At 68.9% G+C, this 25117-nt stretch carries 21 protein-coding genes and 3 tRNA genes; 16 read left to right on the top strand and 8 right to left on the bottom strand.

Annotated features, from left to right (window positions below):
- Positions 1-252 precede the first annotated feature (252 nt).
- Complete coding sequence (locus H9L41_RS21020) at positions 253-1869, bottom strand: methyl-accepting chemotaxis protein (RefSeq protein WP_034607918.1); 1617 nt, start codon at positions 1867-1869, stop codon at positions 253-255.
- Between the two features lie 541 nt (positions 1870-2410).
- Here H9L41_RS21020 and H9L41_RS21015 point away from each other — a divergent pair.
- On the top strand, positions 2411-5899 hold the full coding sequence (locus tag H9L41_RS21015; RefSeq protein WP_051319333.1) for a hybrid sensor histidine kinase/response regulator: 3489 nt from the start codon (positions 2411-2413) through the stop codon (positions 5897-5899).
- Between the two features lie 252 nt (positions 5900-6151).
- Here the strand turns inward: H9L41_RS21015 and H9L41_RS21010 are convergent, their stop codons facing one another.
- The 4 genes from H9L41_RS21010 to H9L41_RS20995 form a co-directional block, all read right to left on the bottom strand.
- Positions 6152-7201: an HD-GYP domain-containing protein gene (locus H9L41_RS21010; RefSeq protein ID WP_028447632.1), complete on the bottom strand. Its 1050-nt coding sequence runs from the start codon at positions 7199-7201 to the stop codon at positions 6152-6154.
- A 356-nt stretch (positions 7202-7557) separates the two neighbouring features.
- Positions 7558-7633 (bottom strand) — tRNA-His (locus H9L41_RS21005).
- Positions 7634-7673: 40 nt separating this feature from the next.
- Positions 7674-7750, bottom strand: a tRNA-Arg gene (locus H9L41_RS21000).
- A 38-nt stretch (positions 7751-7788) separates the two neighbouring features.
- Positions 7789-7865, bottom strand: a tRNA-Pro gene (locus tag H9L41_RS20995).
- A gap of 110 nt (positions 7866-7975) precedes the next feature.
- Between H9L41_RS20995 and folD the strand changes: the two genes are divergently transcribed.
- The 9 genes from folD to H9L41_RS20950 all read left to right on the top strand — a co-directional run bounded on the left by folD (position 7976) and on the right by H9L41_RS20950 (position 15579).
- Positions 7976-8830 carry a bifunctional methylenetetrahydrofolate dehydrogenase/methenyltetrahydrofolate cyclohydrolase FolD gene (folD, locus tag H9L41_RS20990; RefSeq protein ID WP_028447631.1) on the top strand — a complete coding sequence of 285 codons (855 nt, stop codon included), beginning with the start codon at positions 7976-7978 and terminating at the stop codon, positions 8828-8830.
- A 25-nt stretch (positions 8831-8855) separates the two neighbouring features.
- Positions 8856-9875 (top strand): quinone-dependent dihydroorotate dehydrogenase, encoded by a 1020-nt coding sequence (locus tag H9L41_RS20985; RefSeq protein ID WP_028447630.1) that lies wholly within the window; start codon positions 8856-8858, stop codon positions 9873-9875.
- Positions 9876-9981: 106 nt separating this feature from the next.
- Entirely contained in the window at positions 9982-10782 is an 801-nt protein-coding gene (locus H9L41_RS20980) for a FecR family protein (RefSeq protein WP_051319332.1), read from the top strand.
- A gap of 70 nt (positions 10783-10852) precedes the next feature.
- Positions 10853-11611 carry an electron transport complex subunit RsxB gene (locus H9L41_RS20975; protein WP_051319331.1) on the top strand — a complete coding sequence of 253 codons (759 nt, stop codon included), beginning with the start codon at positions 10853-10855 and terminating at the stop codon, positions 11609-11611.
- Between the two features lie 2 nt (positions 11612-11613).
- Positions 11614-11850 (top strand): hypothetical protein, encoded by a 237-nt coding sequence (locus H9L41_RS20970; RefSeq protein WP_034607917.1) that lies wholly within the window; start codon positions 11614-11616, stop codon positions 11848-11850.
- A 32-nt stretch (positions 11851-11882) separates the two neighbouring features.
- Complete coding sequence (locus H9L41_RS20965) at positions 11883-12236, top strand: PilZ domain-containing protein (protein ID WP_028447628.1); 354 nt, start codon at positions 11883-11885, stop codon at positions 12234-12236.
- Complete coding sequence (nth, locus tag H9L41_RS20960) at positions 12233-12865, top strand: endonuclease III (protein ID WP_028447627.1); 633 nt, start codon at positions 12233-12235, stop codon at positions 12863-12865. Before H9L41_RS20965 ends, nth begins: the two co-directional genes overlap by 4 nt.
- Positions 12862-13419 carry a 1,6-anhydro-N-acetylmuramyl-L-alanine amidase AmpD gene (gene ampD / locus H9L41_RS20955; protein ID WP_187523571.1) on the top strand — a complete coding sequence of 186 codons (558 nt, stop codon included), beginning with the start codon at positions 12862-12864 and terminating at the stop codon, positions 13417-13419. The genes nth and ampD overlap by 4 nt, the downstream gene beginning before the upstream one ends.
- A gap of 267 nt (positions 13420-13686) precedes the next feature.
- Entirely contained in the window at positions 13687-15579 is a 1893-nt protein-coding gene (locus H9L41_RS20950) for a potassium transporter Kup (RefSeq protein WP_028447625.1), read from the top strand.
- Between the two features lie 218 nt (positions 15580-15797).
- Here H9L41_RS20950 and tal read toward each other — a convergent pair whose 3' ends face one another.
- The 3 genes from tal to phoB all read right to left on the bottom strand — a co-directional run bounded on the left by tal (position 15798) and on the right by phoB (position 19059).
- Positions 15798-16871 (bottom strand): transaldolase, encoded by a 1074-nt coding sequence (gene tal, locus H9L41_RS20945; RefSeq protein WP_028447624.1) that lies wholly within the window; start codon positions 16869-16871, stop codon positions 15798-15800.
- 115 nt (positions 16872-16986) lie between these two features.
- Positions 16987-18297 carry a phosphate regulon sensor histidine kinase PhoR gene (gene phoR / locus H9L41_RS20940; RefSeq protein WP_028447623.1) on the bottom strand — a complete coding sequence of 437 codons (1311 nt, stop codon included), beginning with the start codon at positions 18295-18297 and terminating at the stop codon, positions 16987-16989.
- Between the two features lie 75 nt (positions 18298-18372).
- Positions 18373-19059, bottom strand: coding sequence for a phosphate regulon transcriptional regulator PhoB (phoB, locus tag H9L41_RS20935; protein WP_028447622.1), 687 nt, complete (start codon positions 19057-19059; stop codon positions 18373-18375).
- A gap of 58 nt (positions 19060-19117) precedes the next feature.
- On the opposite strand from phoB, the gene H9L41_RS20930 reads away from it, so the two are divergent.
- From H9L41_RS20930 to ubiB, 6 genes are all read left to right on the top strand, one after another.
- A complete protein-coding gene (locus H9L41_RS20930; RefSeq protein WP_308419545.1) occupies positions 19118-19591 on the top strand; it encodes a gamma-butyrobetaine hydroxylase family protein in 474 nt (157 codons plus the stop codon).
- Positions 19592-20329: a bifunctional demethylmenaquinone methyltransferase/2-methoxy-6-polyprenyl-1,4-benzoquinol methylase UbiE gene (gene ubiE, locus H9L41_RS20925; protein ID WP_028447620.1), complete on the top strand. Its 738-nt coding sequence runs from the start codon at positions 19592-19594 to the stop codon at positions 20327-20329.
- 186 nt (positions 20330-20515) lie between these two features.
- Positions 20516-21136, top strand: a complete 621-nt coding sequence (locus tag H9L41_RS20920) for an NYN domain-containing protein (RefSeq protein WP_169730230.1) — start codon at positions 20516-20518, stop codon at positions 21134-21136.
- Between the two features lie 14 nt (positions 21137-21150).
- Positions 21151-21723 (top strand): ubiquinone biosynthesis accessory factor UbiJ, encoded by a 573-nt coding sequence (locus H9L41_RS20915; protein WP_028447619.1) that lies wholly within the window; start codon positions 21151-21153, stop codon positions 21721-21723.
- A 48-nt stretch (positions 21724-21771) separates the two neighbouring features.
- Positions 21772-22485 carry an alanyl-tRNA editing protein gene (locus tag H9L41_RS20910; RefSeq protein ID WP_028447618.1) on the top strand — a complete coding sequence of 238 codons (714 nt, stop codon included), beginning with the start codon at positions 21772-21774 and terminating at the stop codon, positions 22483-22485.
- 482 nt (positions 22486-22967) lie between these two features.
- Entirely contained in the window at positions 22968-24488 is a 1521-nt protein-coding gene (gene ubiB / locus H9L41_RS20905; protein ID WP_028447617.1) for a ubiquinone biosynthesis regulatory protein kinase UbiB, read from the top strand.
- Positions 24489-25117: the final 629 nt, after the last annotated feature.

The following is a 25117-nucleotide window of genomic DNA, read 5'->3' as shown; positions in this document are numbered from 1 at the left end:
GTCTCCTGGTCCGTTCTGTCTGTTGTCCACCGTGCCGCCGGTCGCACGCCGGCCGGGCTCGGATACTGGGTATTGTGCGCGGGTCGGGGCATGGTGATTCTGATCCATGACAAGAAATATAAAAAATATCGGGCGATGTTCCGGGTGACTCCGTCCATGCCCGGGCAGGACGGAGCCGCCGCCGGAGGCGGGCGGCAAAAGGCCCCGGCGCCGCATCGCGAAGCCAGGGCCTGTCTTCGGTCGGCTGCCGCGCTAGAGCTGGTAGGCGAGCACCATGCGCTGCATGGTGGCGGCCAGTTCCTGCAGCCGGGTCGACAGCTCGGTGCTGCGCTCGGCGGCGCGGCTGTTCTCTTCCGACATCTGCGCCACCCGCTCGACCTGGCCGGCGATCGCGTTGCTGGCGGTGCTCTGCTCGCGCAGGGCATCGGCGATCTCGCACACCAGGGTGCTGTTCTGGGTCGACACCACCGCGATCTGCTGGATCGCGTCGCGCGTCGAGCCGCCCTCGCTCACGCCGGCCCGCACCGAGTCGACGGCGCGCGCCATGCGGTCCGACACGCTGCTCGAACGGTTCTGGATGTCCAGGACCATGGCGGCGATCTCCTGGGTCGACAGCGCGGTGCGTTCGGCCAGCTTGCGCACCTCGTCGGCCACCACCGCGAAGCCGCGGCCCTGCTCGCCGGCACGGGCCGCTTCGATCGCGGCATTGAGCGCCAGCAGGTTGGTCTGGTCGGCCACTTCCTTGATCACGCCGACCACCGTGCCGATCTTGCGGCCGCTTTCCTCGAGCTGGATCAGTTCCTGCGCGGCGCTGTCGACTTCGCTGGCGATGGCGTCGATCCGGCCGACGGTGCGCTGCACCGAGCTGTCGCCGACCAGGGCCTGCTCGCCGGCCGAGCGGCTCAGGCTGCTGGCCTCGCTTGTGCGCTCCGAGACGTGGCTGATGCTGACGGTGACCTGCTCGACGTTGGCGGCCATGGCGGCCGCGGCGTCGGCCTGCGACATCGAGCTGATCCGCACCTGCTCGGCGGCGGATGCCAGCTCCTCCGAGGCCGAGGCCAGCTCGGTCACGTCCTTGCGGATGGTGCCGAAGCCGTCGCGCAGCCGCTCGATCAGGCTGTTGAAGGTGCGCAGCAGGTTGGACAGCTCGTCTTGGCCGGTCACCTCGATGCTCCTGGAGAAATCGAGTTCGCGGACGACGCGGCTCACCTCCTGGTTGGCGCGGTTGGCGGTGCCGACCACCTTGCGATAAGTGGCGAAGGCTGCGATGGCCAAGACCGCGCTGGTCAGGACGCTCACGACGAGCATCTCGATCAGCGTCGAACGGTAGTTGCCGGCCGCCTCTTCGACATACCGGTCGGTCAGCTTCTGGTTGTAATCGCCATGGGCCTGGAGCGCGTCGATCGCCTTGAGCCCCAGCGGCCGCAGCGTTGCCGTGGCGCGCATCGCGCCGTCCCGATCGTTGGCGCGGGACAGCTCCAGGAGCTTGGGCAGGTCGGCCATATAGGCATCGACGGCGGCATGGTCCGCCGTCAGCATGCGGCGATCTTCCTCATCGCTGACCAGCGATTCATAGCTCTGCAGGGTCTGGGCCAGCTCGGTCCGGTACCGCTCGAGCTGGCCTTCGATCTCGGCCTTGTCTTGTGGTGCATCGGCGAGGATGTGGTAGAGCAGGCTGACGCGGATGCGGGAAAAGACGAGCGTGGCGTCATTGAGCTTGTCGATGCTGGGAATGAAGTTGTGGTCCAGCTCGCTGAGGTACTGGTTGGCCCGGTTCAACTGGTAAAGGCCGAGGCCGGCCGCCAGCCAGAGTCCGGCCATGGCGACGGCGATCAACAGCAGCAGGCGGTGGGAGATGCGTTGGAACATGATGGGCTCCTCGTTGGGGGTCGGTTGACGGTGCCCATGCTGGACCGTCGCGACCGCCCTGCCAGCTCGGAGCGCTACTAGCTAGGGTTCCGCCCGGCATTGGCGCGGCCGGCATAGGTCGGGCGACGGCGACGGCGACGGGAGCCGGGATGCCGGCCGTCCGGCCCGACACGCAAGTCATTGATTTGAATATCTTGAAATTCGAATGTTCGAATCGCGAGGCTGCGGCGCCTCCTCCCGATCGCGCGTCGGCGATCCCAGCCCCGCCGATGCGGCGAAACCAAGGCAGGCATCGCCCGGACGGCCGGCGGCCCGGCCCCGCCTCGGCAATCTCCCGGGCTCCGACCCGTGTTCACCCTAGCTTCCCCGCCGCGAAGCCGGCGCTAGAGTCTCGATTGGCCGGCGAAACCGCCCGCCGCGGGAGGCGACCGAGCCGCCCCGTACCGGCAGCCGCCGGCACGCCACTCCTGCTTGACCGTGGTCAACGGCCAGCCTCGGAGGATTCGCCATGATGAAGACGTCGCCGACCGGAGCGGGGCCCATGAAGCAAGCCAGCGATTTCAGCGTCAAGCACCACTTCCTGCGCAGCGGCGTGCTGCAGATCGTGCTGGTCGCGCTCCTGTTCGGCTTCCTCGGCGTCCGTTTCCAGCGTGTGCTGGCGACCGAGGAGCAAGCCGACCGGCTGCGTCCCTACCCGCGGCTGGCCAGCGATCTGCGCTACCACGTCGCCCAGATGCAGCAGGCGGTGACCGCCGCGGTCGGCTCGCGCGACGGCCTGGGAGGCGCCGCGGCCCACCGCCAATATGCCGCCGCCAGCGAAAAGCTCCGCCAACTGGGCGAAGCGCTGCCCGAATACCGTGGCGAAATCGATGCGCTGAAAGCCGGACTGGCACGGCTCGACCGGCTCGGCGCGCGCGTCGCCCACGCCTACGAAGCCGGCGACCGCGATGCCGGCCTGCGCCTGCTCCGCGCGCCGCAGCAGGGCTTCGACGCCGCCGCCGCCGGCCTGATCGAGCGGGCCGAGCTGCTTTACCTCGGCTTGCGCGCGCGTTACGACGGCTACGACGATCGGCTCGACGACGATCTCGGCGCGCTGCGGGACGCCGGCCTGGCGGCGGCCGCAGGCTTCGTGCTGCTCTACCTGCTGTCCTTCGCGCTGGCCTACCGGCAGCTGCTGCGCATTCTGGGCGACGAGCCGGCGCGGCTGCGGGCGCTGCTGGCCCGGCTGGCCGGGCAAGGCGGCGCCGCGGTGCGGGACGAGGCCGCCACCGACCTGGCATCGCTGTCGCACGCGGTCGAACTGCTGACCGAGCAACGGCAGCAGGCCGGGGCCACCTTGCAGACCAGCGAATACACCTTGCGCAGCCTGATCGGCAATCTGCCGGGCGGCGTCTACCAATTGGCGCCGGTCCAGCCCTACGCTTTCACCTTCGTCTCGGACGGGCTGGTGGCATTGACCGGCTGGAGCCGCGACGAACTCGAGCACGCGCCGGTCTTTCCCGATGCCGCCACGGCGGCGCAGCGACGCGACCGGATCGGCCGCGCCGTGCTCGCGCGGCTCGCCTACGAGCTCGAATACCCGGTGGCGCGGCCCGACGGCAGCGTCTGCTGGGTGCAGGAACGCGGCCGGCCGCATTTCCGTCCCGACGGCAGCCTCGAACGCATCGACGGCCTGATCCTCGACGCCACCGCCGCCCACCTGGCCAACGAGCGGGTCGAGCGGGCGCGCAGCCAGCTGCTCAACACCATCGAATCGGTCGACGTCGGCCTCCTGATCTACGACCGCGACGAGCGGCTGGTCGTGTGCAACCAGGCCTTCCGCCGCCTCTACCCCGGACTGCGGCCCTGGCTGGTGGCCGGCCTGCCGCTGCGCGACATCCTGCGCAGCTATTACCACGGCGCCGACGTCGCCTGCCGCGCCGCCCATCCCTACGAGTTCGAGGTCGGCGGCGAGGACGCCTTCGTCGAGCGCTGGCTGTCGAGCCGGCAGTCCAACGGCCGCATCGAGCCGATCCGGGTGTTCGACCGCTGGGTGACGCTGGAACACGCCGAGGCCGACGACGGCACCCACGTGCTGCTGCGCACCGACGTGACCGAGCTGACCAAGCTGAACCAGGCGCTGCGGCAGGCCAAGGACGCCGCCGAGGCCGCCAGCCGGGCCAAGAGCGCCTTCCTGGCCAATATGAGCCACGAGATCCGCACCCCGATGAACGGCGTGCTGGGCATGACCGAGCTGGTGCTGCAGACCGCGCTCGACGCCGAGCAGCGCGACAACCTGCTGATGGCCAAGTCGTCGGCCGAGGCGCTGATGGGACTGATCGACGACATCCTCGACCTGTCCAAGATCGAGGCCGGCCGGCTCGGCCTCGAGACCATCCCGTTCTCGCTGTGCAGCCTGCTGCACGACACGCTGCACCCCTTGCGGCTGCGGGCCGCCGAGCGCGGCCTGTCGCTCGACTGCGCGATCGCGCCGACGGTGCCCGACCAACTGCTCGGCGATCCGCTGCGGCTGCGCCAGATCGTGACCAACCTGGTCGGCAACGCGATCAAGTTCACCGAGCGCGGCGAGGTCGGCCTCGAGGCGACGCTGGCGGCCGACGGACCCGACGGGCTGAGGCTGGCGCTGACGGTGCGCGACAGCGGCATCGGCATCGCGGCCGAGCAGATCGGGACGATCTTCGAGCCGTTCTGCCAGGCCGACGGCTCGACCTCGCGCCGCTTCGGCGGCACTGGTCTCGGCCTGACCATCTGCAAGCGGCTGGCACGCATGATGGGCGGCGACATCTCGGTGGACAGCGTACCCGGCCAGGGCAGCCGCTTCAGGGTCGAGCTGGCGCTGGCGCGGGCCGAGCCCGCCGATCTTCCGGCCGCGCGCAGCGGGCCGCAGCCCGGGCTGGCAGGCTTGCGGGTGCTGGTGGTCGACGACCTGTCGAGCGGCCGGGCCGCCGTGGCCGACTGGCTGAGCCGCTGGGGCATGGCGGTGACGCTGGCGGTCGACGCCGCCGCCGCGCGCGCTGCCTGGCGCTGGAGCAACTATGACGTGCTGCTGCTCGACGAGTATCTCGACGGCGGGGCCGACCTGGCCGGCGAAGCCTGCCGCGCGCTGCCCCAGGCCCGCCGGCTGCTGCTGTCCACCCGTCAGGGCAGCGCCGCGGCGAGCCGGCTGGCCGCCGCCGCCGTGCTGAGCAAGCCGGTGCGGCCGCACGCCCTGCTCGACGCGCTGCTCGGCGCCGCCGCCCGGCCCGCGGCGGAAACCGGCCGGCCGGCCGGCGAAACGCTCGCGCCGCTGCGCATCCTGCTGGCCGAGGACAATCCGGTGAATCGTCGCCTGGCCACGCGTCTGCTGGAGCAGCAAGGCCATCGCGTGACGGTGGCCGAGGACGGCGAGGCGGCGGTGGCCCGCGCGGTGGCGGAAACCTTCGACCTGATATTGATGGACATGCTGATGCCCAGGATGGACGGCCTGGAGGCGACGCGGCTGATCCGCGCCGGCGAGCCGGCCGGGCGGCGGACGCCGATCATCGCGCTGACCGCCAACGCGATGGCCGGCACGCGCGAGGATTGCCTGCAGGCCGGCATGGACGGCTACGTCAGCAAGCCGATCCAGGCCCAGGCGCTGGCGGCGGAGATGGCGCGGCTACTGCACCGGCCCGGCGCGGGCGAGCAGGCAGCCGATGCCGTCGCCGCCGCCGGCCGCTACGATCCGCGGACGATGCTGGCGGAGCTGGACGACGACCTGGATTTCTTCCGCGAACTGGCCGGCACGTTCCGCCACAGCGCCGGCGGCTACCTGGAGATGCTCGCCGCCGCGACGGCGCGCGGCGACTACGAGGCGGCCCGTTTCGCCGCCCATTCGCTCAAGGGGACGGCCTGTGGCCTGGGTGCCGGCGAGTTGGCCGAACAGGCGCTCCGCGCCGAAGCGGCGGCGCAGGACGGCGATGCCGGCCGGCTGAAACGCCTGCAGGCCGAGATCGGCGCGACGCTGACCGCCGTGGATGCCGCGCTGGACGAATTCCTGGCGGAAGCCTGAGCGCCCGTTTCCCGCGCAAACCGCCTGCCGCAAGGCATTCGGCCGGGGCGGCCCGAGTGCCGTCCCGGCCGAACCGGTTCCTCGTTTCCCTCTGCGTCCCGGCCATTCGGGCCTGCTCCATTCGGGCGCCATGACCTGCGCAAGGCCGGCGGCCGATCGCGTCCATCCGGGCGCCTCGAGCCTGACCGGCGAATGCCGTCGGCCGGATCGCGCCGCGACCCGGCGATCCGGCTGCGCCGGCGCGATTCCCGTCTAGCCGTGTGAGGTCGCCTCGTCGGCATGGCGGCGGCGGATCTCCTCGACCTCGGGCATGGCGTCGAGCAGCGCGGCGACGCAATCGGGATCGAACAGGACGCCGGCCTGGTCGCGCAGGAAGCCGGTCGTGGCGTCGAGCGTCCAGGGTTGCTTGTAGGGCCGGCGGGACAACAGCGCGTCGAATACGTCGGCCACCGCCACGATCCGTCCGCTGGCGGGGATGGCCGTGCCGCGCAGGCTCTGCGGATAGCCGCTGCCGTCGAAACGCTCGTGGTGCGCGAGCGCGATCTCGGCGCCCAGGCGCAGCAGCGGCGAATCGCTGCCGCCGAGGATGCGATGGCCGAGTTCGGCATGGCTGCGCATCACCGCGCTCTCGGCCGCGTCGAGCGGGCCGGGCTTGAGCAGGATGGCATCCGGGATGCCGATCTTGCCGATGTCGTGCATCGGCGCGGCTTCCTGCAGCAGCTCGCGGTCCGCGGCCGACCAGCCGAGCCCGCGGGCGATCAACGCCGAATAGCGCGCCATGCGCTGCAGATGGGCGCCGGTTTCCGGGTCGCGGAACTCGGCGGCGCGGCTCAGCCGCAGCAGCGTCTCGCGTTCGCGGGCCAGGATGCCGGCGGTGGCCTGCCGTATTTCTTCCGTCAGCAGGGCCGCCCGGTCGTCCAGCAGCCGGCGGTTGAGCCGCAGCGCCAGCATGTTGCGGGTCCGCGCCAGGAATTCGTGCTGGTCGATCGGCTTGGTCAGGAAATCGGTGGCGCCGAGGTCGAGCGCTTCGTGCCGCACCGCGGTCTCGATGCTGGCGGTGACCATGACCAGCGGGATGTCCTGCAGCATCGTCCGTTCGCGGACCTGCCGGATGAAATCCAGCCCGTCCAGCCCCGGCATCATGTAGTCCACCACGATCAGGTCGGGATCGCCGGCCAGGCACCAGTCGAGGCCGGCCCGGGAGGAATCGAACAGATGGGTCTCGACGCCGTCGATGCGGCGCAGCAGCCGGGCCATCAGGGCGAGGTTGATCGGCGTGTCGTCGACGATGGCGATTTTCATGGCGCGTTCCTCGGTGCGGGCTGGGGCGCGAGCGCGCTCGGGCGGCTCGACGCGTGGTCTCTCCGCGGTGCGGCGTGCGATCGCGCTTCGCCTCGAGGCGTGGGCGGCACGGCATGCGCGGGGTTCGGTGGCAATGACCGCAAGCGTATGGCCGGCGGGAGGGGCTGCCTATCGGTGAGAAGCCGGGGGAGGGGACTAGGAGGATTGCGGGGATGTCGCGGCCCCGGTGCGGGGCGGGCATGGCCGATGCCGCAGGATGCGGGGGCTGCTGCGGTCCGTCCTGGCCGGTGAAGCCGGGCATGCGGACGCCGAAAAGCACTTAGCCCGGCGCGGGGCCGGGCTAAGTGCGTGTTGCTTGGGGTGGATGATGGGACTCGAACCCACGACGACAGGAATCACAATCCTGGACTCTACCAACTGAGCTACATCCACCACCGTTGAAACCGTTGCCGCCATCATATATCGACGGACTTGGCGCGCCCGACAGGAATCGAACCTGTAACCTACGGCTTAGAAGGCCGTTGCTCTATCCGGTTGAGCTACGGGCGCCTGGCCTGGCTGGTTCTACTTCCTACTTCGGGCAAACCTGGTCGGGGCGGTGGGATTCGAACTCACGACCACCTGGTCCCAAACCAGGTGCGCTACCAGGCTGCGCTACGCCCCGAAGAGGGCAGGAGAATACGGGCGGGCTTTTGGACTGTCAAGCGCGAAGCTTGGGGCCGGCAACGATTGATGAGAGAATTCGACCCTTTGCATCGTCCCGGAGACCCGCCCATGACCGCACAGTTGCTTGACGGCAAACTGATTTCCGAAGAAATCATCAGCGCGGTGCGTACGCGCGTCGACGCTCGCGTCGCGGACGGCCACCGGGCTCCGGCGCTGGCGGTGGTGCTGGTCGGCGACGACCCCGCCTCGGCCGTGTACGTGCGCAACAAGAAGAAGGCCTGCGAGCGCGCGGGCTTCCGCTCGATCTCCCACGAGCTGCCGTCCAGCCTGACCGAGGCCGAGCTGCTGGCCCTGGTCGAGCGGCTCAACCACGACCCCGAGGTCGACGGCATCCTGGTGCAGCTGCCGCTGCCCAAGCAGATCGACCAGGAGCGCGTGATCGAGGCGATCGATCCGCGCAAGGACGTCGACGGCTTCCACCCGTACAACTTCGGCCGCCTCGCGCTGCGCATGCCGTTGCTGCGGCCGTGCACGCCCTACGGCGTGATGGTGATGCTGGAGAAGACCGGGGTCGACCTGGTCGGCAAGGATGCGGTGGTGATCGGCGCCTCCAACATCGTCGGCCGGCCGGCCGGGCTCGAACTCTTGCAGGCGCGCTCCACCGTCACCATCTGCCACAGCCGCACCGTGGCGCTGGCCGACAAGGTGCGTGCCGCCGACGTGGTGGTGGCCGGCGTCGGCATCCCCAACTTCGTCAAGGGCGACTGGATCAAGCCGGGCGCCATCGTGATCGACGTCGGCATCAACCGGCTGCCCGACGGCAAGCTGTGCGGCGACGTCGAGTTCGAGACCGCCCGCCAGCGCGCCGGCTGGATCACCCCGGTGCCGGGCGGCGTCGGGCCGATGACCATTGCCATGCTGATGCAGAACACCTTCGACGCCAGCGTCAACCTCAATCCCTGATCCACTTCCCGATTCGAGACCGCCCATGCTCTATCCGCTGCTGCGCCCGCTGCTGTTCTCGCTCGAGCCGGAAACCGCCCACAAGCTCACCTTCTCCGGCCTCGAGGCGCTGCACGCGCTCGGTTTCGCCACCATCCTCGGCAGCCGCGAGGAGGCTGCGCCGGTGCAGTGCATGGGGCTGACCTTTCCCAACCGGGTCGGCCTGGCCGCCGGCCTCGACAAGAACGGCGATCACATCGACGCGCTGGCCGACCTCGGCTTCGGCTTCATCGAGATCGGCACCGTCACGCCGCGGCCGCAGCCGGGCAACCCCAAGCCGCGGCTGTTCCGACTGCCGGCGGCCGAGGGCGTGATCAACCGCATGGGCTTCAACAACGGCGGGCTCGACGCGCTGGTGAAGAACGTCGAGGCTGCGCAGTACCGCGGCATCCTCGGCATCAACATCGGCAAGAACTTCGACACGCCGATCGAGCGCGCGGCCGACGACTACCTGGCCTGCCTGATGCGGGTGTACCCGTATGCCAGCTACGTCACGGTCAACATTTCTTCGCCCAACACCAAGAACCTGCGCCAGCTGCAGCAATCGGACGAACTGGAGAAGCTGCTGGCCGCGCTCAAGGACGAGCAGGCGAAGCTGGCGGCCCAGCACGGCCGCTACGTGCCGCTGGCGCTGAAGATCGCGCCCGATCTCGACGGCGAGCAGATCGCCGAGATCGCCCGGCTGCTGGTCGAATACCGCTTCGACGCGGTGATCGCCAGCAACACCACGCTGGGCCGGACCGGCGTCGAGCACCTCAAGCACGGCGGCGAGGCCGGCGGCCTGTCCGGCACGCCGGTACGCGCCAAATCGACCTCGGTGATCCGCGCGCTGAAGGCCGCGCTCGGCGACCAGGTGCCCATCATCGGCGTCGGCGGCATCCTCGAGGGGCGCCACGCGGTCGAGAAGATCGAGGCCGGCGCGACCTTGGTGCAGCTGTACAGCGGGCTGATCTACCGCGGCCCGGGCCTGGTCGGCGAGACGATCCGCGCCGTGGCGCGGATGTAGCAGGTGCGGCGGCTTCGTCGTTCGGGACGCTGACTTGAGGACTGCATCGGCTATAGTTCGGCCGTGATGCATTTTGAATATTCTTCGACCGAGAAGGAGCTGGACCATGAAGCCGATGCACTTGCTGATGCCCCTGATGCTGGGCCTGTGTTCGATGGCTGCGCTGGCGGCCGCCACCGTGACCGATAGCGCGGGCGAGGTCCGCATCCGCGCCGCCGACGGTACGCTGTCCGCCGGCGCGGTCGGCGCCCGGGTGCTCGAAGGCGCCACGGTGCTGACCGGTCCGAACGCACGCGCCGCGATGCGCTTCGACGACGGCCAGATCATCGGCCTGGAGAAGGACACCGAATTCAAGGTCGAATCGTTCCGCTACAACGCGGCCCAGCCCGCCAGCGGCAACGTGTTCCTGTCGATGGTCAAGGGCAGCCTGCGGGCGATCACCGGCCTGATCGGCCGCAACAACAAGCAGGCCTTCCGCCTGACCACGCCGACCGCCACCATCGGCATCCGCGGCAGCGACTGGATGGCGGCGCTGCTGAACAATTCGCTCTACACCGGCGTCACCAGCAACGGCATCTCGATCACCAACGGCGCCAACACGCTGCTGGTCGACGCCGGCCAGTACTCGGCCACGCTCGGTGTCAACGCCTCGCAGCTGGTCTCGTTCTCGCAACTGCCGGCCAATGTGTTCGGCAGCCTGCCCAACCTGTCCATCGGCGGCGCCAACTGGGCCGGCGACGTGGCCGGCGGGGCCAGCTCGGGCGGCGGCAGCGTGGCCGGCACGGCCGGCGCTTCGGGCCTGAGCGGCGGCATGATCGCGGCCGGCGTCGCGGTGGCCGGCGCGATCGCGGCCACCTCCAACGACAATGGCAGCACGACGACGCACGCCACGCCGTCGCACCACTGAGCAATCCTCCAGAACGGATCGGCAGCCCGGTTCACCGGGCTGTCGCATTTTGTAGCCATCGAGAATTCCGTTGCATTCGACGCTTTCCCTTGCCGACCGCATCGACGCGGTCCTGCCGCAGACCCAGTGCACCCAGTGCGGCTATCCCGACTGCCGCCGCTACGCCGACGCGGTGGCGTCCGGCGAGGCCGCCATCAACCGTTGCCCGCCCGGCGGCGACGAGGGCATCGTCCGGCTGGCCGAGCTGACCGGCCGGCCGCCGCTGGCGCTCGACCCGGCCTGCGGCAGCACCAAGCCCTTCATGGTCGCGCTGATCGACGAGGCGCACTGCATCGGCTGCACGCTGTGCATCCAGGCCTGCCCGGTCGATGCGATCCTCGGCGCGGTCAAGCAGATGCACACCGTGCTGGCCGACGAATGCACCGGCTGCGAGCTGTGCATCGCGCCGTGCCCGGTCGACTGCATCGACCTGGTGCCGGCCCGGCGGCCGGACGCGTTGCCTGAGCGCGAGGCCCAGGCCGACCGCTGGCGCGGCCGCCACCGCTTCCACCTGTTCCGCATCGAGCGCGAACGCAGCGAGCGCACCGCGCGGCTGGCCGCCAAGGCGCTGGCCAAGCGCGACGACCCGCACTTCGCAGCGCCCGATAAACAGGCCAGAATCGAGGCCGCCCTGGCCCGCAGCCAGGCCCGGCTGGCCGCGGCGCCGGTTGCGGCACCCGAGCCCGAGCCGACGCCGCCGGCGGCCGACGCCGCCCGCGCGCGCCAGGCCAAGCTCGACGACATCATGGCGCGCGCGGCCGCTCGCCTGGCCCAGGCCAAGAAAGGATGACCATGCCCTTATCCAAGATCGCTTACGTCGCCGGCACGGCATTGTTCCTCGTCTTGCTGATGGCCGGCCAATACCGCCTGGCGCTGGCGCTGATCGTCGCCGGCGTGGCCTGGTCGGCCTGGCGCATCCGCCAGTACATCGTGGAGGCGCGCGAGCGCGAGGCGCGGCAATGGAACCAGGAGTTCGCCCCGCCCTCCCGCAAGCCGTCCGTGCGCCAACCGGGCCGCCCCCCGCGTTGAAACCCGCTTCGCCCGTTACCGGAGTGCCCGCCATGAATCCCGTCACGCCCGTCCGCGGCCGCATCCGTTACCGCACCTGGGTCAAGGTGGTGCCGCTGCGCGGTCCCGGCCTGCTCGGCCATATCGAGGAGATCTCGGTCGAGGGCCTCGGCGTCGAGCACGACCGCCCGGTCGAGACCGGCCAGGAGTGCCAGGTCTATTTCATGCTGCCGGTGGCCGGCCGCCAGAACGTGGTGCAGGCGCGCTGCCGCGTGGCCGATTGCCGCGCCGCCGAGGCGGAGGCCCGTTACCACGTCGGCCTCGATTTCCTCGAATTCGTCTCCGACCCGGTCGGCACGCCGGCGCTGATCGAGGCCTTCGTCCGCCAGGTCGAGTCCAGATCGTGAACAAGGACAGCCGCCGCGAATTCTTCGAGCGCCTGCGCGCCCACAATCCCGAGCCGCGGACCGAGCTCGAGTACAGCACGCCGTTCGAGCTGCTGGTCTCGGTGGTGCTGTCGGCGCAGGCGACCGACGTCGGGGTGAACAAGGCGACGCGCAAGCTCTACCCGGTGGCCAATACGCCGGCCGCGATCCATGCGCTCGGCGTCGAGGGCCTGGAGGACTACATCCGCACCATCGGCCTCTACCGCAGCAAGGCGCGCCACGTGATCGAGATGTGCCGCCTCCTGATGGAGCGCCACGACGGCCGGGTGCCCGAGACGCGCGAGGCGCTGGAGGCGTTGCCCGGCGTCGGCCGCAAGACCGCCAACGTGGTGCTCAACACCGCCTTCGGCCAGCCGACCATGGCGGTCGACACCCATATCTTCCGCGTCTCCAACCGCACCGGCCTCGCGCCCGGCAAGGACGTGCGCGCGGTCGAGGATAAGCTGGTCAAGGTGATCCCGAAGGAATTCATGCTCGATGCGCACCACTGGCTGATCCTGCACGGCCGCTACGTGTGCAAGGCGCGCAAGCCCGACTGTCCGGTCTGCGTGGTGCGCGAGCTGTGCGAATACAAGGCCAAGACGACATGAAGCTGGCGATCGGCGCCGACGGCTGGGTCGAGGGCGCTGCGCGCATCGTCTCGCCCAATGCCGACGCGCGGCCGGACGGCACGGCGATCGACATGGTGGTGCTGCACTCGATCTCGCTGCCGCCGGGCCGCTTCGGCGGCGACGGCGTCGAGCGGCTGTTCACCAATCGCTGCGACCCGGCGGAGCACGAGTGCTTCGAGGAGCTGCAGCATTTCCGGGTGTCGGCGCATTTCTTCGTCAGGCGCGACGGCGCGCTGCTGCAGTTCGTCTCCTGCCTCGACCGCGCCTGGCATGCCGGCGCGTCGTCCTGGCAGGGCCGGGAACGCTGCAACGATTTTTCCGTCGGGATAGAGATGGAGGGCGGCGACCACTGGCCCTACGAGCCGGCCCAGTACGCCACGCTCGACGCGCTGCTGGCGGCGCTGCGGGCGCGCTTCCCGATCCGCCACCTGGTCGGCCACTGCCATGTCGCGCCCGAGCGCAAGACCGATCCGGGGCCGTATTTCGACTGGGCGCGCTATCCGGGGCGCCTTGTTGACGGCTGTGACATGTGAAAGGTGAAAAGTGAAACGTGGCACCCCATCCCCACCCCAGCCCTCCCCTTGAAGGGAGGGAGCCATGCGGCGACGCGAATAACGATCAGTGCTGTTAACCGCTATCGCTGCACTGCTCCTCCCCCTTCAAGGGGGAGGCCGGGAGGGGATGGGGTGCCACGTTTCACTTTTCACCTTTCACCGCCGTTAGTGCGCCGCACCATCACAACGCGTCAGCCGGACTATAATCCGCCGCCACGCCCCGTTCTGGTTCCAGGAAAGCGTCCCATGAGTGCGCAGCAAGACCCGCAAGACCCGAAGAAACTCGCCGGCCTGACTCTCGCAGCGCTCGGCGTCGTGTATGGCGACATCGGCACCAGCCCGCTCTATACCATCGCCGAATGCTTCCATTCCAAGCACGGCCTGACCGCGACGCCCGAGAACGTGCTCGGCATCCTGTCGCTGATCACCTGGGCGCTGCTGATCGTCGTCTCGTTCAAGTACGTGTTTTTCATGCTGCGCGCCGACAACAATGGCGAGGGCGGCATCCTGGCGTTGATGGCGCTGGCGCTGCGCAACACCCACCGCAAGCGTGGCCAGTTCTCTGTCTTCATCCTGCTCGGCATCTCTGGCGCGGCGCTGTTCTATGGCGACGGCGTGATCACGCCGGCGGTGTCGGTGCTGTCGGCGGTCGAGGGCCTCAAGATCATCGATCCGGCGTTCGAGCGCTGGGTGATCCCGCTCACACTGGTCATCATCGTCGCGCTGTTCGCCGTGCAGAGGCACGGCACCGGCGGCGTCGGCAAGTTCTTCGGGCCGATCATGGCGCTGTGGTTCACCACGCTCGGCGTGCTGGGCATCGGCGGCATCCTGCACGATCCGGCCGTGTTGCGTGCCTTCTGGCCCGGCTACGCGGTGGCCTTCTTCGCCGCCCAGCCGATGCTGGCCTTCCTCGCGCTCGGCGCGGTGGTGCTGGCGGTGACCGGCGCCGAGGCGATCTACGCCGACATGGGCCACTTCGGCCGCAAGCCGATCCAGATCGGCTGGTTCTCGCTGGCGCTGCCGGGTCTGCTGCTCAACTACTACGGTCAGGGTGCGCTGGTGCTGCACGATCCGTCGGCGGCCGACCATCCGTTCTTCATGCTGGCGCCCGAGCCGCTGGTGCTGCCGCTGGTGATCCTGGCCACCGCCGCCACCGTGATCGCCTCGCAGGCGCTGATCTCCGGCGTGTTCTCCATCACCCGCCAGGCCATCCAGCTCGGCTACATGCCGCGCATGGACATCCACCATACGTCCGAGCGCGAGATCGGCCAGATCTACATCCCCGGCGTGAACTGGGGCATGTGCGTGGCGGTGCTGCTGCTGGTGCTCACCTTCAAGAGCTCGGGCAACCTGGCCGCGGCCTATGGCTTCGCCATCTGCGGCATCATGATCATGACCACCACTACGGCCTTCGTCGCGCTCAAGCAGAGCAAGCGGCCGGGCCGCACGCGGGCGATCCGTGCGCTGCTGGCTTTCTTCCTGTTCATCGACTTGGCGCTCTTGGCCGCCAACATCCCCAAGATCCCCGAGGGCGGCTGGTTCCCGCTGATGGTCGGTCTGTTCATGCTGTTCATGATGTTTACCTGGAAGCGCGGCCGCCGGCTGCTGTTCCACCGCATCCACGATGGCGAGCTGCCGCTCGAATTGTTCGTGCAGAGCATCGAGGCCAATCCGCCCTACCGCGCCGAGGGCACGGCGATTTTCATGACCGGCAGCGTCGACACCACGCCGCACGCGCTCTTGCACAACCTCAAGCACAACAAGGTGCTGCACGAGCAGGTGGTGTTCCTCACCATCCAGTCCACCGACGTGCCGACGGTGGCCGACAAGCAGCGGCTCAAGGTCACCCGGCTGTCCGATTCGTTCTGGCAGGTATCGGCCACCTACGGCTTCATGGAAGACCCGTCGGTGCCCGAGATCCTGAACCTGGCCGAGCGCGACCACGGCCTGGTGTGCGAGGAGATGAACACCTCGTTCTTCCTGTCGCGCGAGACCATCATCTGCCACCGCACCGCCGACATGCCCTGGCTGCAGCTCAAGGTGTTCGCCTGGATGCAGCGCAATGCGCAGCGGCCGACCGACTTCTTCAAGATCCCGCCGAACCGGGTGGTGGAGATGGGGACGCAGGTGGAAATGTAGCCGCGGACAGGCGGGGCAACGAAAAAGGCCGGATCGACGATCCGGCCTTTCGCTTTGCGGTGGGGAAGGCGCCCCGAGCGTAGCGAGGCTCCCTCGCGGCGGCGAGGGCGAGGGCGGGGAGCGAACAGAACGAGCCGCAGGCTCCGATTCACCGGGCGTAAACGCCCGGCATTGCCGGGCGCTGCGCTAAGGGTGAATCTCTCGCCGTCGCGAAATCATCAAGCCAGGCTCGCGAGCAGTTTTTCGAACGCCTCGTCGAACAGCTTGAGTCCGTCGACCTGCAGCTGCACGGCCGCGGCATCGAGGTCGATGCCGATCTCGGCCAGCCGCTTGAGCGTGGTCTCGGCGGCGTCGACGCCCTCGAGCAGCGCCAGGCTGGCCGTGCCGTGGTCGCGGAAGGCGGCCAGCGTCGCGTCGGGCAGGGTGTTGACGGTATCGGGGCCGATCAGGTTGTCGACGTAGAGCGTGTCGGGATAGGCCGGGTTCTTGGTGCCGGTGCTGGCCCACAAGAGGCGCTGCACGTTGGCGCCGGCGGCGCGCAGGTCGGCGCACTCGTCGCCGTTCCAGCGCGCGGTCCAGCGCGCATAGGCCAGCTTGGCCATGGCCAGCGCGGCGCTGCCCTTGAGCAGCACGGCGTCGGCGCCGATCGCCTCGAGCCTGGCGTCGACCAGGGTGTCGACGCGCGACAGGAACAGGCTGGCGACCGAACGCACGTGGCGCAGGTCGCCACCGGCCGCCAGGCGCTGGCGCAGGCCGGCCAGGTAGGCGTCGAACACCGCGTCGCAATCGCGCTGGCCGAACATCAGCGTGACGTTGACGTTGATGCCGGCGGCGATCGCCGCGCTGAAGGCCGGCAGGCTCTCCGGCGTGGCCGGGATCTTGATCATCGCGTTGGGCCGGTCGATGGCGGCCCACAGCCGCTGCGCGGCGGCCAGCGTGCCGGCGCCGTCGCGGGCCAGGAAGGGCGACACCTCGAGGCTGACGTAGCCGTCGAGCCCTTCGGACGCCTGGTAGCTGGCGGCGAACAGATCGCAGGCGGCCTGCACGTCGGGCACCGCCAGCGCCTCGAAGCGCTGCTCGGTGCTCAAGGGCTGCGCCTTGAGCGCGGCCAGGTCGTCGGCGTAGCCGGCGCCGGCCGAGATCGATTTCTGGAAGATGGCCGGGTTCGAGGTCACGCCGGCCAGGCCGTCCTCGGCGATCAGCGTCTGCAGCGGGCCGGCCAGGAGCTCGCGCGAGAGATTGTCGAGCCAGAGGCGCTGGCCCAGTCGTTTGGCTTGCAACAGGGGATTCATGGCGGGGACGGGCGGTAGTCGGAGGGGAAGGCCATGGTAGGGGAGGCCGGCCCGTCGAGGCAACGCCGATGTTGCACTGCGGCAGGCCGGCGGGCGGCGGGGCCGCCGCGGGACGCTATTTCGCCGCCGACATCTCGCGTGCGTCGAGCATGCGGTTGGCCGGGAAGCGGATGCAGAAGCAGCTGCCGCTGCCGGGCTCGCTCTTCACTTCGAGCCGCGCCTGGTGGCGCTGGACGATGTGCTTGACGATGGCCAGGCCCAGGCCGGTGCCGCCGGTCGAACGCGAGCGGCCGCGATCGACGCGGTAGAAGCGCTCGGTCAGCCGCGGGATGTGCTGGGCGTCGACGCCGATGCCGGTGTCGCGCACCGCGAACACGCCCTGGCCGTCCTCGACCCGCCAGAGGATGCGGATCTCGCCGCCCTCGGGCGTGTAGCGCACGGCATTGCTGACCAGGTTGCCGAAGGCGCTGTGCAGCTCGTCGTAGTTGCCGCGCAGGCCGCCTTCCCCGGCCACCTCCACGCACACCGTGTGCCGGCCCTGCGACAGGCCCTGCGCCTCGCTGGCCAGGAGCTTCACCATCTGTTCGGGGTCGATCTTGTCCTCGCGCAGCTCGACCCCGTTCTCCAGCCGCGACAGCGTCAGGAGGTCGTCGACTAGCCGCTGCATGCGGCGGGTCTGCTCGTGCATCAGGTTGAGCTGGGACGCGCGGGTGGCCGGGTCCATCTCGGGGATGTCGATCAGCGTCTCGATGAAGCCGCCGACCACCGTCAGCGGCGTGCGCAGCTCGTGCGAGACGTTGGCGACGAAATCGCGGTGCACCGTCTGTACGCGTTCGAGCTGGGTGATGTCGCGGCTCAGCAGCAGCTTGCGGGTCGAATCGAACGGCACCAGCTGCACCGACAGCGTGGTCTCGCTGCCGGTGAGGTTGCGCAGGATCACCGGCTGGCCGTAGTCCTGCGCGGTCAGGTATTGCTGGAAGGCCGGCAGCCGCACCAGGTAGGCGATGTGCTGGCCCAGGTCCTTCTTGCGGTCGAGCCCCAGGTGCTGCATCGAGCGCGGATTGCACCATTCGATGCGGTCGTTGGCATCGAGCACCACCACGCCCTCGGGCATCGCCTCGCCGGCGGCGACGAAGCGGTCGAGCGCGGCCGACAGCATGCGCTGGCTCTTGTGCTGGCTGCGCACCAGCCGGTAGAGCCGGCCGTAGGCGATCTCCCAGGCACCCCAACTCTCGGGCACGCCCTCGGGCGTCGGGTCGGCCAGCCAGCGGCCGAGCCGTTCGAGATTGCGCAGGTGATAGCCGAGGATCGCGAGCAGGCCCGCCACCAGCGCGGCCAGCGTCGCCACCCAGCCGAAGAAGGGCTGCAGCAGCAGCGAAAGCAGGGCAAGGCCGGCCAGGAGCGCGGCGGTACGCCACCAGAACATGTGGGGGGATCCGTCAGGGATGGAAAGGCCCGCGCGGGGCAACGACAAGATTGGCCCGCGCGGATTGCGACGTCGTTACAGCGCCGACAGGCGGTAGCCGGTGCCGCGCACGGTCTGGATCAGGCCGTCGTGGCGGGTGCCCTCGAGCGCCGAGCGCAGCCGGCGGATATGGACGTCGACGGTGCGCTCCTCGACGAACACGTGGTCGCCCCAGACGTGATCGAGCAACTGGGCGCGCGAGTGTACGCGCTCGGGATGGGTCATGAAGAAATGCAGCAGGCGGAACTCGGTCGGGCCGAGGTCGATCGGCGTGCCGTTGCCCGACACACGGTGGGTGGCCGGGTCCAGCGTCAGGCCGCGTACCTGCACCACGTCGTCGGTCATCTGCGGCGCGCGGCGGCGCAGCACCGCCTTGATACGTGCCTGCAGTTCGCGTGGGCTGAACGGCTTGGTAATGTAGTCGTCGGCACCGGTCTCGAGTCCGGTGATCTTGTCGGTCTCTTCCGAGCGCGCCGTCAGCATGATGACCGGCACCTGCTTGGTCCGTTCGTCGCCTCGGATCTTCTTGGCGAACTCGATGCCGCTCATGCCGGGCAGCATCCAGTCGAGCAGGATCAGATCGGGCAGGGCGTTCTTCACCAGGCTCATGCCGACTTCGGCCGAATCGGCCCGCAGCACGTGATGGCCGGCCTGCTGCAGGTTGAAGGCAATCAGTTCCTGGATCGCGGGCTCGTCTTCGACGAGCAGGATATTGGCTGGCATGGCGGAGGTCTCGATCGCATGGGGCGATAAAAATTTGTTGCGAGCTTAAGTAACCCGCATGACCGAAATATTACAAGTCCGAAACACGCCGAAATCCCAAGTTTCGTTCGCTCGGGTTATGATTGATAGCTTATGCTCTATGCCAGGTGAATTGATGGCCGGTTTGAACCCCACTGCGCCGGTGCCGCGGGAAATCACGCTGCATGCCGCCAGTCGCAGGCTGGACGTGGAATTCGACGATGGCGCGCGGTTTTCGCTGCCCTGTGAATATCTCCGCGTCTTCAGCCCCTCGGCCGAAGTGCGCGGCCACGGCGGCGGACCGATGCAGACCGTTCCGGGCAAGCGCGAAGTCGCCATCGTGGCGGTCGAGCCGGTCGGCCACTACGCGGTCAAGCTGGTGTTCGACGACGGTCACGCCAGCGGGCTGTACGGCTGGGACACCCTGTACGAACTCGGCCGCGACCAAGCCGCCAACTGGAACGATTACCTGAGCAGGCTGGCCGCGGCCGGCCTGTCGAGAGACACACAGTAAATGAGCGAGAACACAACGCATTTCGGCTACGAGACCGTGGCCGAGTCGCAGAAGGCGCAGAAGGTCGCCGAGGTATTCCATTCCGTCGCGCAGAAATACGACGTGATGAACGACCTGATGTCGGCCGGCCTGCACCGCCTGTGGAAGATCTTCGCCATCGAGCAGAGCGGCGTGCGCGCCGGCCACAAGGTGCTCGACATCGCCGGCGGCACCGGCGACCTGTCGCTGGCCTTCCTCAAGCGCGTCGGCAAGAGCGGCCAGGTCTGGCTCACCGACATCAACAGCTCGATGCTCACGGTCGGCCGCGACCGCATGATCGACAAGGGCTTCCTCAATCCGGTGGCGCAGTGCGACGCCGAGAAGCTGCCTTTCCCGAACGACTATTTCGACTGCGTCACGGTCGCCTTCGGCCTGCGCAACATGACGCACAAGGACGCCGCGCTGGCCGAGATGCACCGCGTGCTCAAGCCCGGCGGCCGGCTGCTGGTGCTCGAATTCTCCAAGGTGTGGAAGCCGCTGGCGCCGGCCTACGATCTCTATTCGTTCAAGCTGCTGCCCAAGATGGGCGAACTGGTCGCCGGCGACGCCTCGAGCTACCAGTACCTGGCCGAATCGATCCGCATGCACCCGGGCCAGGAGGAACTGGCCGGCATGATGCGCGGCGTCGGTTTCGAGAAGGTCGACTACTTCAACCTCAGCGCCGGCGTGGTGGCCCTGCACAAGGGCTTCAAGCTGTAGCGCGGGACGGCATCGGAAATCTTTCGCGATTCCGGAGGTCGCACGCAGGTGGTCCTGCGCATGCGGCAAGCGCGAAGGATGGCTGTATACAGGCGGACACGCGTCGTTTCGGGCGGGTGCCATATAGACGGACACGGCCAGGAGGAAACCAGGCCGGAAAATAAATTACTTTGGATTGGATCGATCATGTCAATTGGCTTGTTCATTGACGGCGCATACGCCTACAAGGCCTTCGGCCGGGAAAAGATCAATTACCTCGAATTGCGCAAGCTGGTCGAGGAAGAGCTGGGCGATACGGTGGACGAAGGCTATTTCTTCAATGCCGACGACAACCAGGCCATGTCCTCCAAGCTGCACAACGCGCTGTCCTTCCCCTATCCCAAGGGACCGGGCCTGCGCGTCAAGAACTACTGGCTGCAGAAGAAGCAGCTCTACTGGCCGAACCACCTCGGCGGCGGCCCGGTGACCCATCCGGACCAGCCGAACATCATCTACGAGATCACCACCCAGAAGGCGGTCGACGTGGGCCTGGTCTACCACATGACGCGCTCCTTCCATAAGCGCAAGTGGAGCAAGCTCGCGCTGTTCGCCGGCGACGGCGATTTCCACGAGCCGGTGCAGAACCTGGTCGAGTACGAGAACGTCGACCTTTACCTGATCGGCTCGCTCAGCAGCATCGCCGACGTGCTGCGCCCCTACGCGCGCCGCATCATCGAAGTCGACGCCGAGCCGGTGAAGAGCCGCCTGCGCTTCGTCGACCGCTGGCGCGAGACGGCCGAGCGCTACAACGACGAACAGCCGGTCTGAGCGGGACGCCCCCGATGCTGCGGCTCGCGGTCCTGAACCACCTGCTGGCCCAGCGGGCCGACCTGCGCGCCGAGCTGGCCCGCCATGCCGGCCAGGCCGCCTGCCTCGCGGTGCCGCCGTTCCGGCTGGCTTTCGCGGTGACGACCGACGGCCTCCTGTGCGAGCCGAGCGAGGCGCCGGCCACCACGCTGCTGGTCTACCCCTCGCTGTTGCCGCGGCTGGCGCTGCGCGACCCGGCCGCCGAGCGCGAGATCGTGGTCGAGGGCGACGGCGCGCTGGCCGCCACGGTCGGCCGCGTCTTGCAGGCGCTCGACTGGGATGCCGAGGCCGACCTGGCCCGGCTGATCGGCGACATCGCCGCCCACCGGCTGGCCCAGACCGCGCGCCAGACGCTCGGCAGCCCGCGCGTCGTGGCGCGCAACCTGGCCGAGTCCGCGGTCGAGTACCTGCAGGAAGAAGCGCGGCTCCTGGCCACCGGCCCCGGCGTGCGGCATTTCCTCGGCGAGGTCGACCGCCTGCGCGACGATGCGGCCCGGCTGGAAAAGCGGCTGCAAAGGCTCGAACAGGCCGGCCGCGCCCAGGCCTGAGCGGCGGCTGCCGCGGCCTGATCCGAATTCCCCTGCGAGGAACCCCCGATGACCGAACTGCTGTTCCGCGACGATGCCTATCTGCGCGAATGCGAGGCGGTGGTCACCGCCGTCGACGAGCGCGGCGTGCGGCTCGACCGCACCGTGTTCTATCCGAACGGCGGCGGCCAGCCCGGCGACAGCGGCCGCTTGCTGCGCCAGGACGGTTCGGCGCTGCGCATCGCCAATACCGTCAAGGGCGACGGTCTCGACGAAGTGATCCACGTGCCGGCCGAGGGCGAGGCGCTGCCGGCGCCGGGCGAGCCGGTGCGGCTGGTGCTCGACTGGGATCGCCGCTATGCCCACATGCGCTACCACACCGCGCTGCACCTGCTGTGCGCGGTGGTCGCGGCGCCGGTCACCGGCGGTCAGGTGGCGGCGGACAAGGCGCGGCTCGACTTCGCGGTCGAGATGGACGCGCTCGACAAGGACGCCATCGAGGCCGGTCTCAACGCGCTGGTGCGAGCCGGCCACGCGGTCGACGCGCGCTGGATCGCCGATGCCGAGCTCGATGCCAACCCGGGCCTGGTCAAGACCATGTCGGTCGCGCCGCCGCGCGGCCATGGCCGGGTCCGGCTGATCGAGGTGGCCGGCGCCGACCTGCAGCCCTGCGGCGGCACCCATGTGCGCAATACGGCCGAGATCGGGCCGCTGGTGGTGCAGAAGATCCGCTCCGAGGGCAAGCAGAACAAGCGGGTGATCGTCGCCTTTGCGGATGCATAGCTGGCGGTGAGGACTGAGGCAGTGGTGCAGCGCCCGGCAAAGCCGGGCGTTTGCGTTTGGTGCAGGCTGAACCACCGGCTCCCCTGGTTCATCCCTGCTCCCCCGCCCTCGCCGCCGCGAGGGAGCCTCGCTGGCGCTCGTTCTTTCTCCGTAGACCTGGTTGTTAGGCATATCGCTGCGCTCATGCCGCAACCGAGGCCAGCGCCACTTGGGCCTCGATGCGTTTTTAGCCCCTCTCCCGCGTGCAGGAGAGGGGTTGGGGGCGCCCGGCGTAGGGTGAGGGTTGCATTTCAAACCACTACCTATGCCGAACCACCTCTTTTCGCCATAAGCGGGAAGTGATCGGGTTTAGCGTGCACTGAGGCCGGTCCGATGGGCCGTTTGCGCGTTATTCCATACGGCAAATCGATGACGTAAGCACCACCGCTCGCATACCATTGCCGCCTCGCCTCCGCCCGGGCGGCTATCTCCCGCTTCCATCCATGTTCCTGCTCCGCCTGTTCAAGATCCTCCGCGTCGTCTTCGTCTACGGCCTCGACGAGTTCATCCTCGGCCACGAGCGCGTGCGCGGGCTCGAGACGCTGGTGCGGCGGGTGCTGTTCTGGCGCCGCTTCGACACGCCGCGCGCGGTGCGGCTGCGGCTGGCGCTCGAGCGGCTCGGGCCGATCTTCGTCAAGTTCGGCCAGGTGCTGTCGACCCGGCGCGACCTGTTGCCGCTCGACCTGGCCGACGAGCTCGCGCGGCTGCAGGACCGCGTCAGGCCGTTCGATCCGCAACTGGCGGCGCAGGTGATCGAGCAGGCGCTGGGCAAGCCGCCGCAGGCGCTGTTCAAGCGCTTCGACCCGCAGCCGGTCGCCTCGGCCTCGGTCGCCCAGGTGCACGTGGCCGAGCTGCACAACGGCCGCAAGGTGGCGGTCAAGGTGCTGCGGCCCGGCATCCTGCCGGTGATCGAGTCGGACCTGGCGCTGCTGCGGGTGATGGCCTGGCTGGTCGAGAAGCTGTTCGCCGACGGCCGCCGGCTCAAGCCGCGCGAGGTGGTGGCCGAGTTCGACCGCCATCTGCACGACGAACTGGACCTGCAGCGCGAGGCGGCCAACGCCAGCCAGCTGCGGCGCAACTTCCTCGGCTCGGCGCAGCTGATCGTGCCCGAGGTGTTCTGGGACTACACCCGGCGCGAGGTGCTGGTGCTCGAGTGGATGGACGGCATCCCGATCGGACGCATCGAGGAAATGCTCGCGGCCGGCATCGACCTGAAGAAGCTGTCGCGCTTCGGCGTCGAGATCTTCTTCACCCAGGTGTTCCGCGACGGCTTCTTCCATGCCGACATGCACCCGGGCAACATTTTCGTGGCGGCCGACAACCGCTATATCGCGCTCGATTTCGGCATCGTCGGCAGCCTGTCGGACAACGACCGGCGCTATCTGGCGATCAATTTCCTGGCCTTCTTCAACCGCGACTACAAGCGGGTGGCGACCGCCCACATCGAATCGGGCTGGGTGCCGAAGGAGACGCGCGTCGAGGAGCTCGAGGCCGCCATCCGCACGGTGTGCGAGCCGGTATTCGACAAGCCGCTGGCCGATATCTCGCTGGCGCAGATCCTGATGCGGCTGTTCGAGACCTCGCGCCGCTTCGACGTCGAGATCCAGCCGCAGCTGGTGCTGCTGCAGAAGACGCTGCTCAATATCGAGGGGCTGGGCCGCCAGCTCGATCCGCAGCTCGACCTGTGGGCCACGGCGCGGCCTTTCCTGCAGCGCTGGATGGACGAGCAGATCGGCTGGCGCGCGCTGGTGCGCCAACTGAAGCACGAGGCGCCGTACTGGGCCGAGACGCTGCCGAAGCTGCCGCGCGCGCTGGTGGAACTGGCCGATCCCGCGCGGCGCGACCGGGCGCGCGAACTGGCGGAAGCCATGTTGCAGGCGCAGCGGCAGCGCAACGAGTGGTTGGCGGTGATCGCCGGGTTGCTGACGGCCTTGCTGGTGGTGCTGGCGCTGGTGCTGCGCTGATTCGACTGGCGGTTCGCTAATCGACTATCGCTTTGGTTTTAGCGGCTTCGCCGCGGATCCCGCACTGCGTGCGGATTAGGGCGGGGATGCGTCCCGCAGCCGCCTTACTTTCTTTGCTTCGCCAAAGAAAGTAAGCAAAGAAAGGCGACCCGACAAAGCCGCCCCGCTGCGCGGGGTTCCCTGCGCTCCTCGGTCTCCGCGGGCGGCTGCGCAACTCGGCCCTGCGGGCCTCGGACAGTGCTCGCCGACTGCCCCCGCGGAGCCCTGCGGTGCTCGGCGGCTTCGACGGGTAGGGGGCTCTGCGTAGTTGGCGGTATCGGTGTTCCTGGCGACGCTGATCGGAACGCGGCCAGCGTGTATCACTGAGCGTCCAACGCCCCACTGACGAGCGATAGCGAGGCTCCCTCGCGGAGGCGAGGGCGGGGGAGTAGGGAGAAATCAGGGACGGCCCGGAGTTTTCACTGAAGGTGAAACCCACCCGGCTTTGCCGGGTGCGATGATCCGTAGGCAGCGTGCTGCCGCTGGGCCGTAGCTCCCTCGCGGAGGCGAGGGCGGGGGAGTAGGGGGAAACCAAGCGAGGGCCTGGATTGTCACTTCTGGTAGATCCCGCCCGGCTTCGCCGGGCGCGA

Source organism: Chitinimonas koreensis (genome assembly GCF_014353015.1).
GTDB classification, from domain to species: domain Bacteria; phylum Pseudomonadota; class Gammaproteobacteria; order Burkholderiales; family Chitinimonadaceae; genus Chitinimonas; species Chitinimonas koreensis.
The sequence above is the reverse complement of the archived record's forward strand: the minus strand, read 5'-3'. Positions and strand labels throughout refer to the sequence as shown.

What these genes read in the sequence shown, in the direction of transcription:
- folD (WP_028447631.1), top strand. Translation starts at nt 7,976, where the DNA reads ATGACCGCACAGTTGCTTGACGGCAAACTGATTTCCGAAGAAATCATC.
- ubiB (WP_028447617.1), top strand. Translation starts at nt 22,968, where the DNA reads ATGTTCCTGCTCCGCCTGTTCAAGATCCTCCGCGTCGTCTTCGTCTAC.
- H9L41_RS20920 (WP_169730230.1), top strand. Translation starts at nt 20,516, where the DNA reads ATGTCAATTGGCTTGTTCATTGACGGCGCATACGCCTACAAGGCCTTC.
- H9L41_RS20950 (WP_028447625.1), top strand. Translation starts at nt 13,687, where the DNA reads ATGAGTGCGCAGCAAGACCCGCAAGACCCGAAGAAACTCGCCGGCCTG.
- phoR (WP_028447623.1), bottom strand. Translation starts at nt 18,297, where the DNA reads ATGTTCTGGTGGCGTACCGCCGCGCTCCTGGCCGGCCTTGCCCTGCTT.
- H9L41_RS20985 (WP_028447630.1), top strand. Translation starts at nt 8,856, where the DNA reads ATGCTCTATCCGCTGCTGCGCCCGCTGCTGTTCTCGCTCGAGCCGGAA.
- H9L41_RS20980 (WP_051319332.1), top strand. Translation starts at nt 9,982, where the DNA reads ATGAAGCCGATGCACTTGCTGATGCCCCTGATGCTGGGCCTGTGTTCG.
- phoB (WP_028447622.1), bottom strand. Translation starts at nt 19,059, where the DNA reads ATGCCAGCCAATATCCTGCTCGTCGAAGACGAGCCCGCGATCCAGGAA.
- H9L41_RS20930 (WP_308419545.1), top strand. Translation starts at nt 19,118, where the DNA reads ATGACCGAAATATTACAAGTCCGAAACACGCCGAAATCCCAAGTTTCG.
- H9L41_RS21020 (WP_034607918.1), bottom strand. Translation starts at nt 1,869, where the DNA reads ATGTTCCAACGCATCTCCCACCGCCTGCTGCTGTTGATCGCCGTCGCC.
- H9L41_RS20970 (WP_034607917.1), top strand. Translation starts at nt 11,614, where the DNA reads ATGCCCTTATCCAAGATCGCTTACGTCGCCGGCACGGCATTGTTCCTC.
- H9L41_RS21010 (WP_028447632.1), bottom strand. Translation starts at nt 7,201, where the DNA reads ATGAAAATCGCCATCGTCGACGACACGCCGATCAACCTCGCCCTGATG.
- ubiE (WP_028447620.1), top strand. Translation starts at nt 19,592, where the DNA reads ATGAGCGAGAACACAACGCATTTCGGCTACGAGACCGTGGCCGAGTCG.
- H9L41_RS20915 (WP_028447619.1), top strand. Translation starts at nt 21,151, where the DNA reads ATGCTGCGGCTCGCGGTCCTGAACCACCTGCTGGCCCAGCGGGCCGAC.
- ampD (WP_187523571.1), top strand. Translation starts at nt 12,862, where the DNA reads ATGAAGCTGGCGATCGGCGCCGACGGCTGGGTCGAGGGCGCTGCGCGC.
- H9L41_RS20965 (WP_028447628.1), top strand. Translation starts at nt 11,883, where the DNA reads ATGAATCCCGTCACGCCCGTCCGCGGCCGCATCCGTTACCGCACCTGG.
- H9L41_RS20910 (WP_028447618.1), top strand. Translation starts at nt 21,772, where the DNA reads ATGACCGAACTGCTGTTCCGCGACGATGCCTATCTGCGCGAATGCGAG.
- tal (WP_028447624.1), bottom strand. Translation starts at nt 16,871, where the DNA reads ATGAATCCCCTGTTGCAAGCCAAACGACTGGGCCAGCGCCTCTGGCTC.
- H9L41_RS21015 (WP_051319333.1), top strand. Translation starts at nt 2,411, where the DNA reads ATGAAGCAAGCCAGCGATTTCAGCGTCAAGCACCACTTCCTGCGCAGC.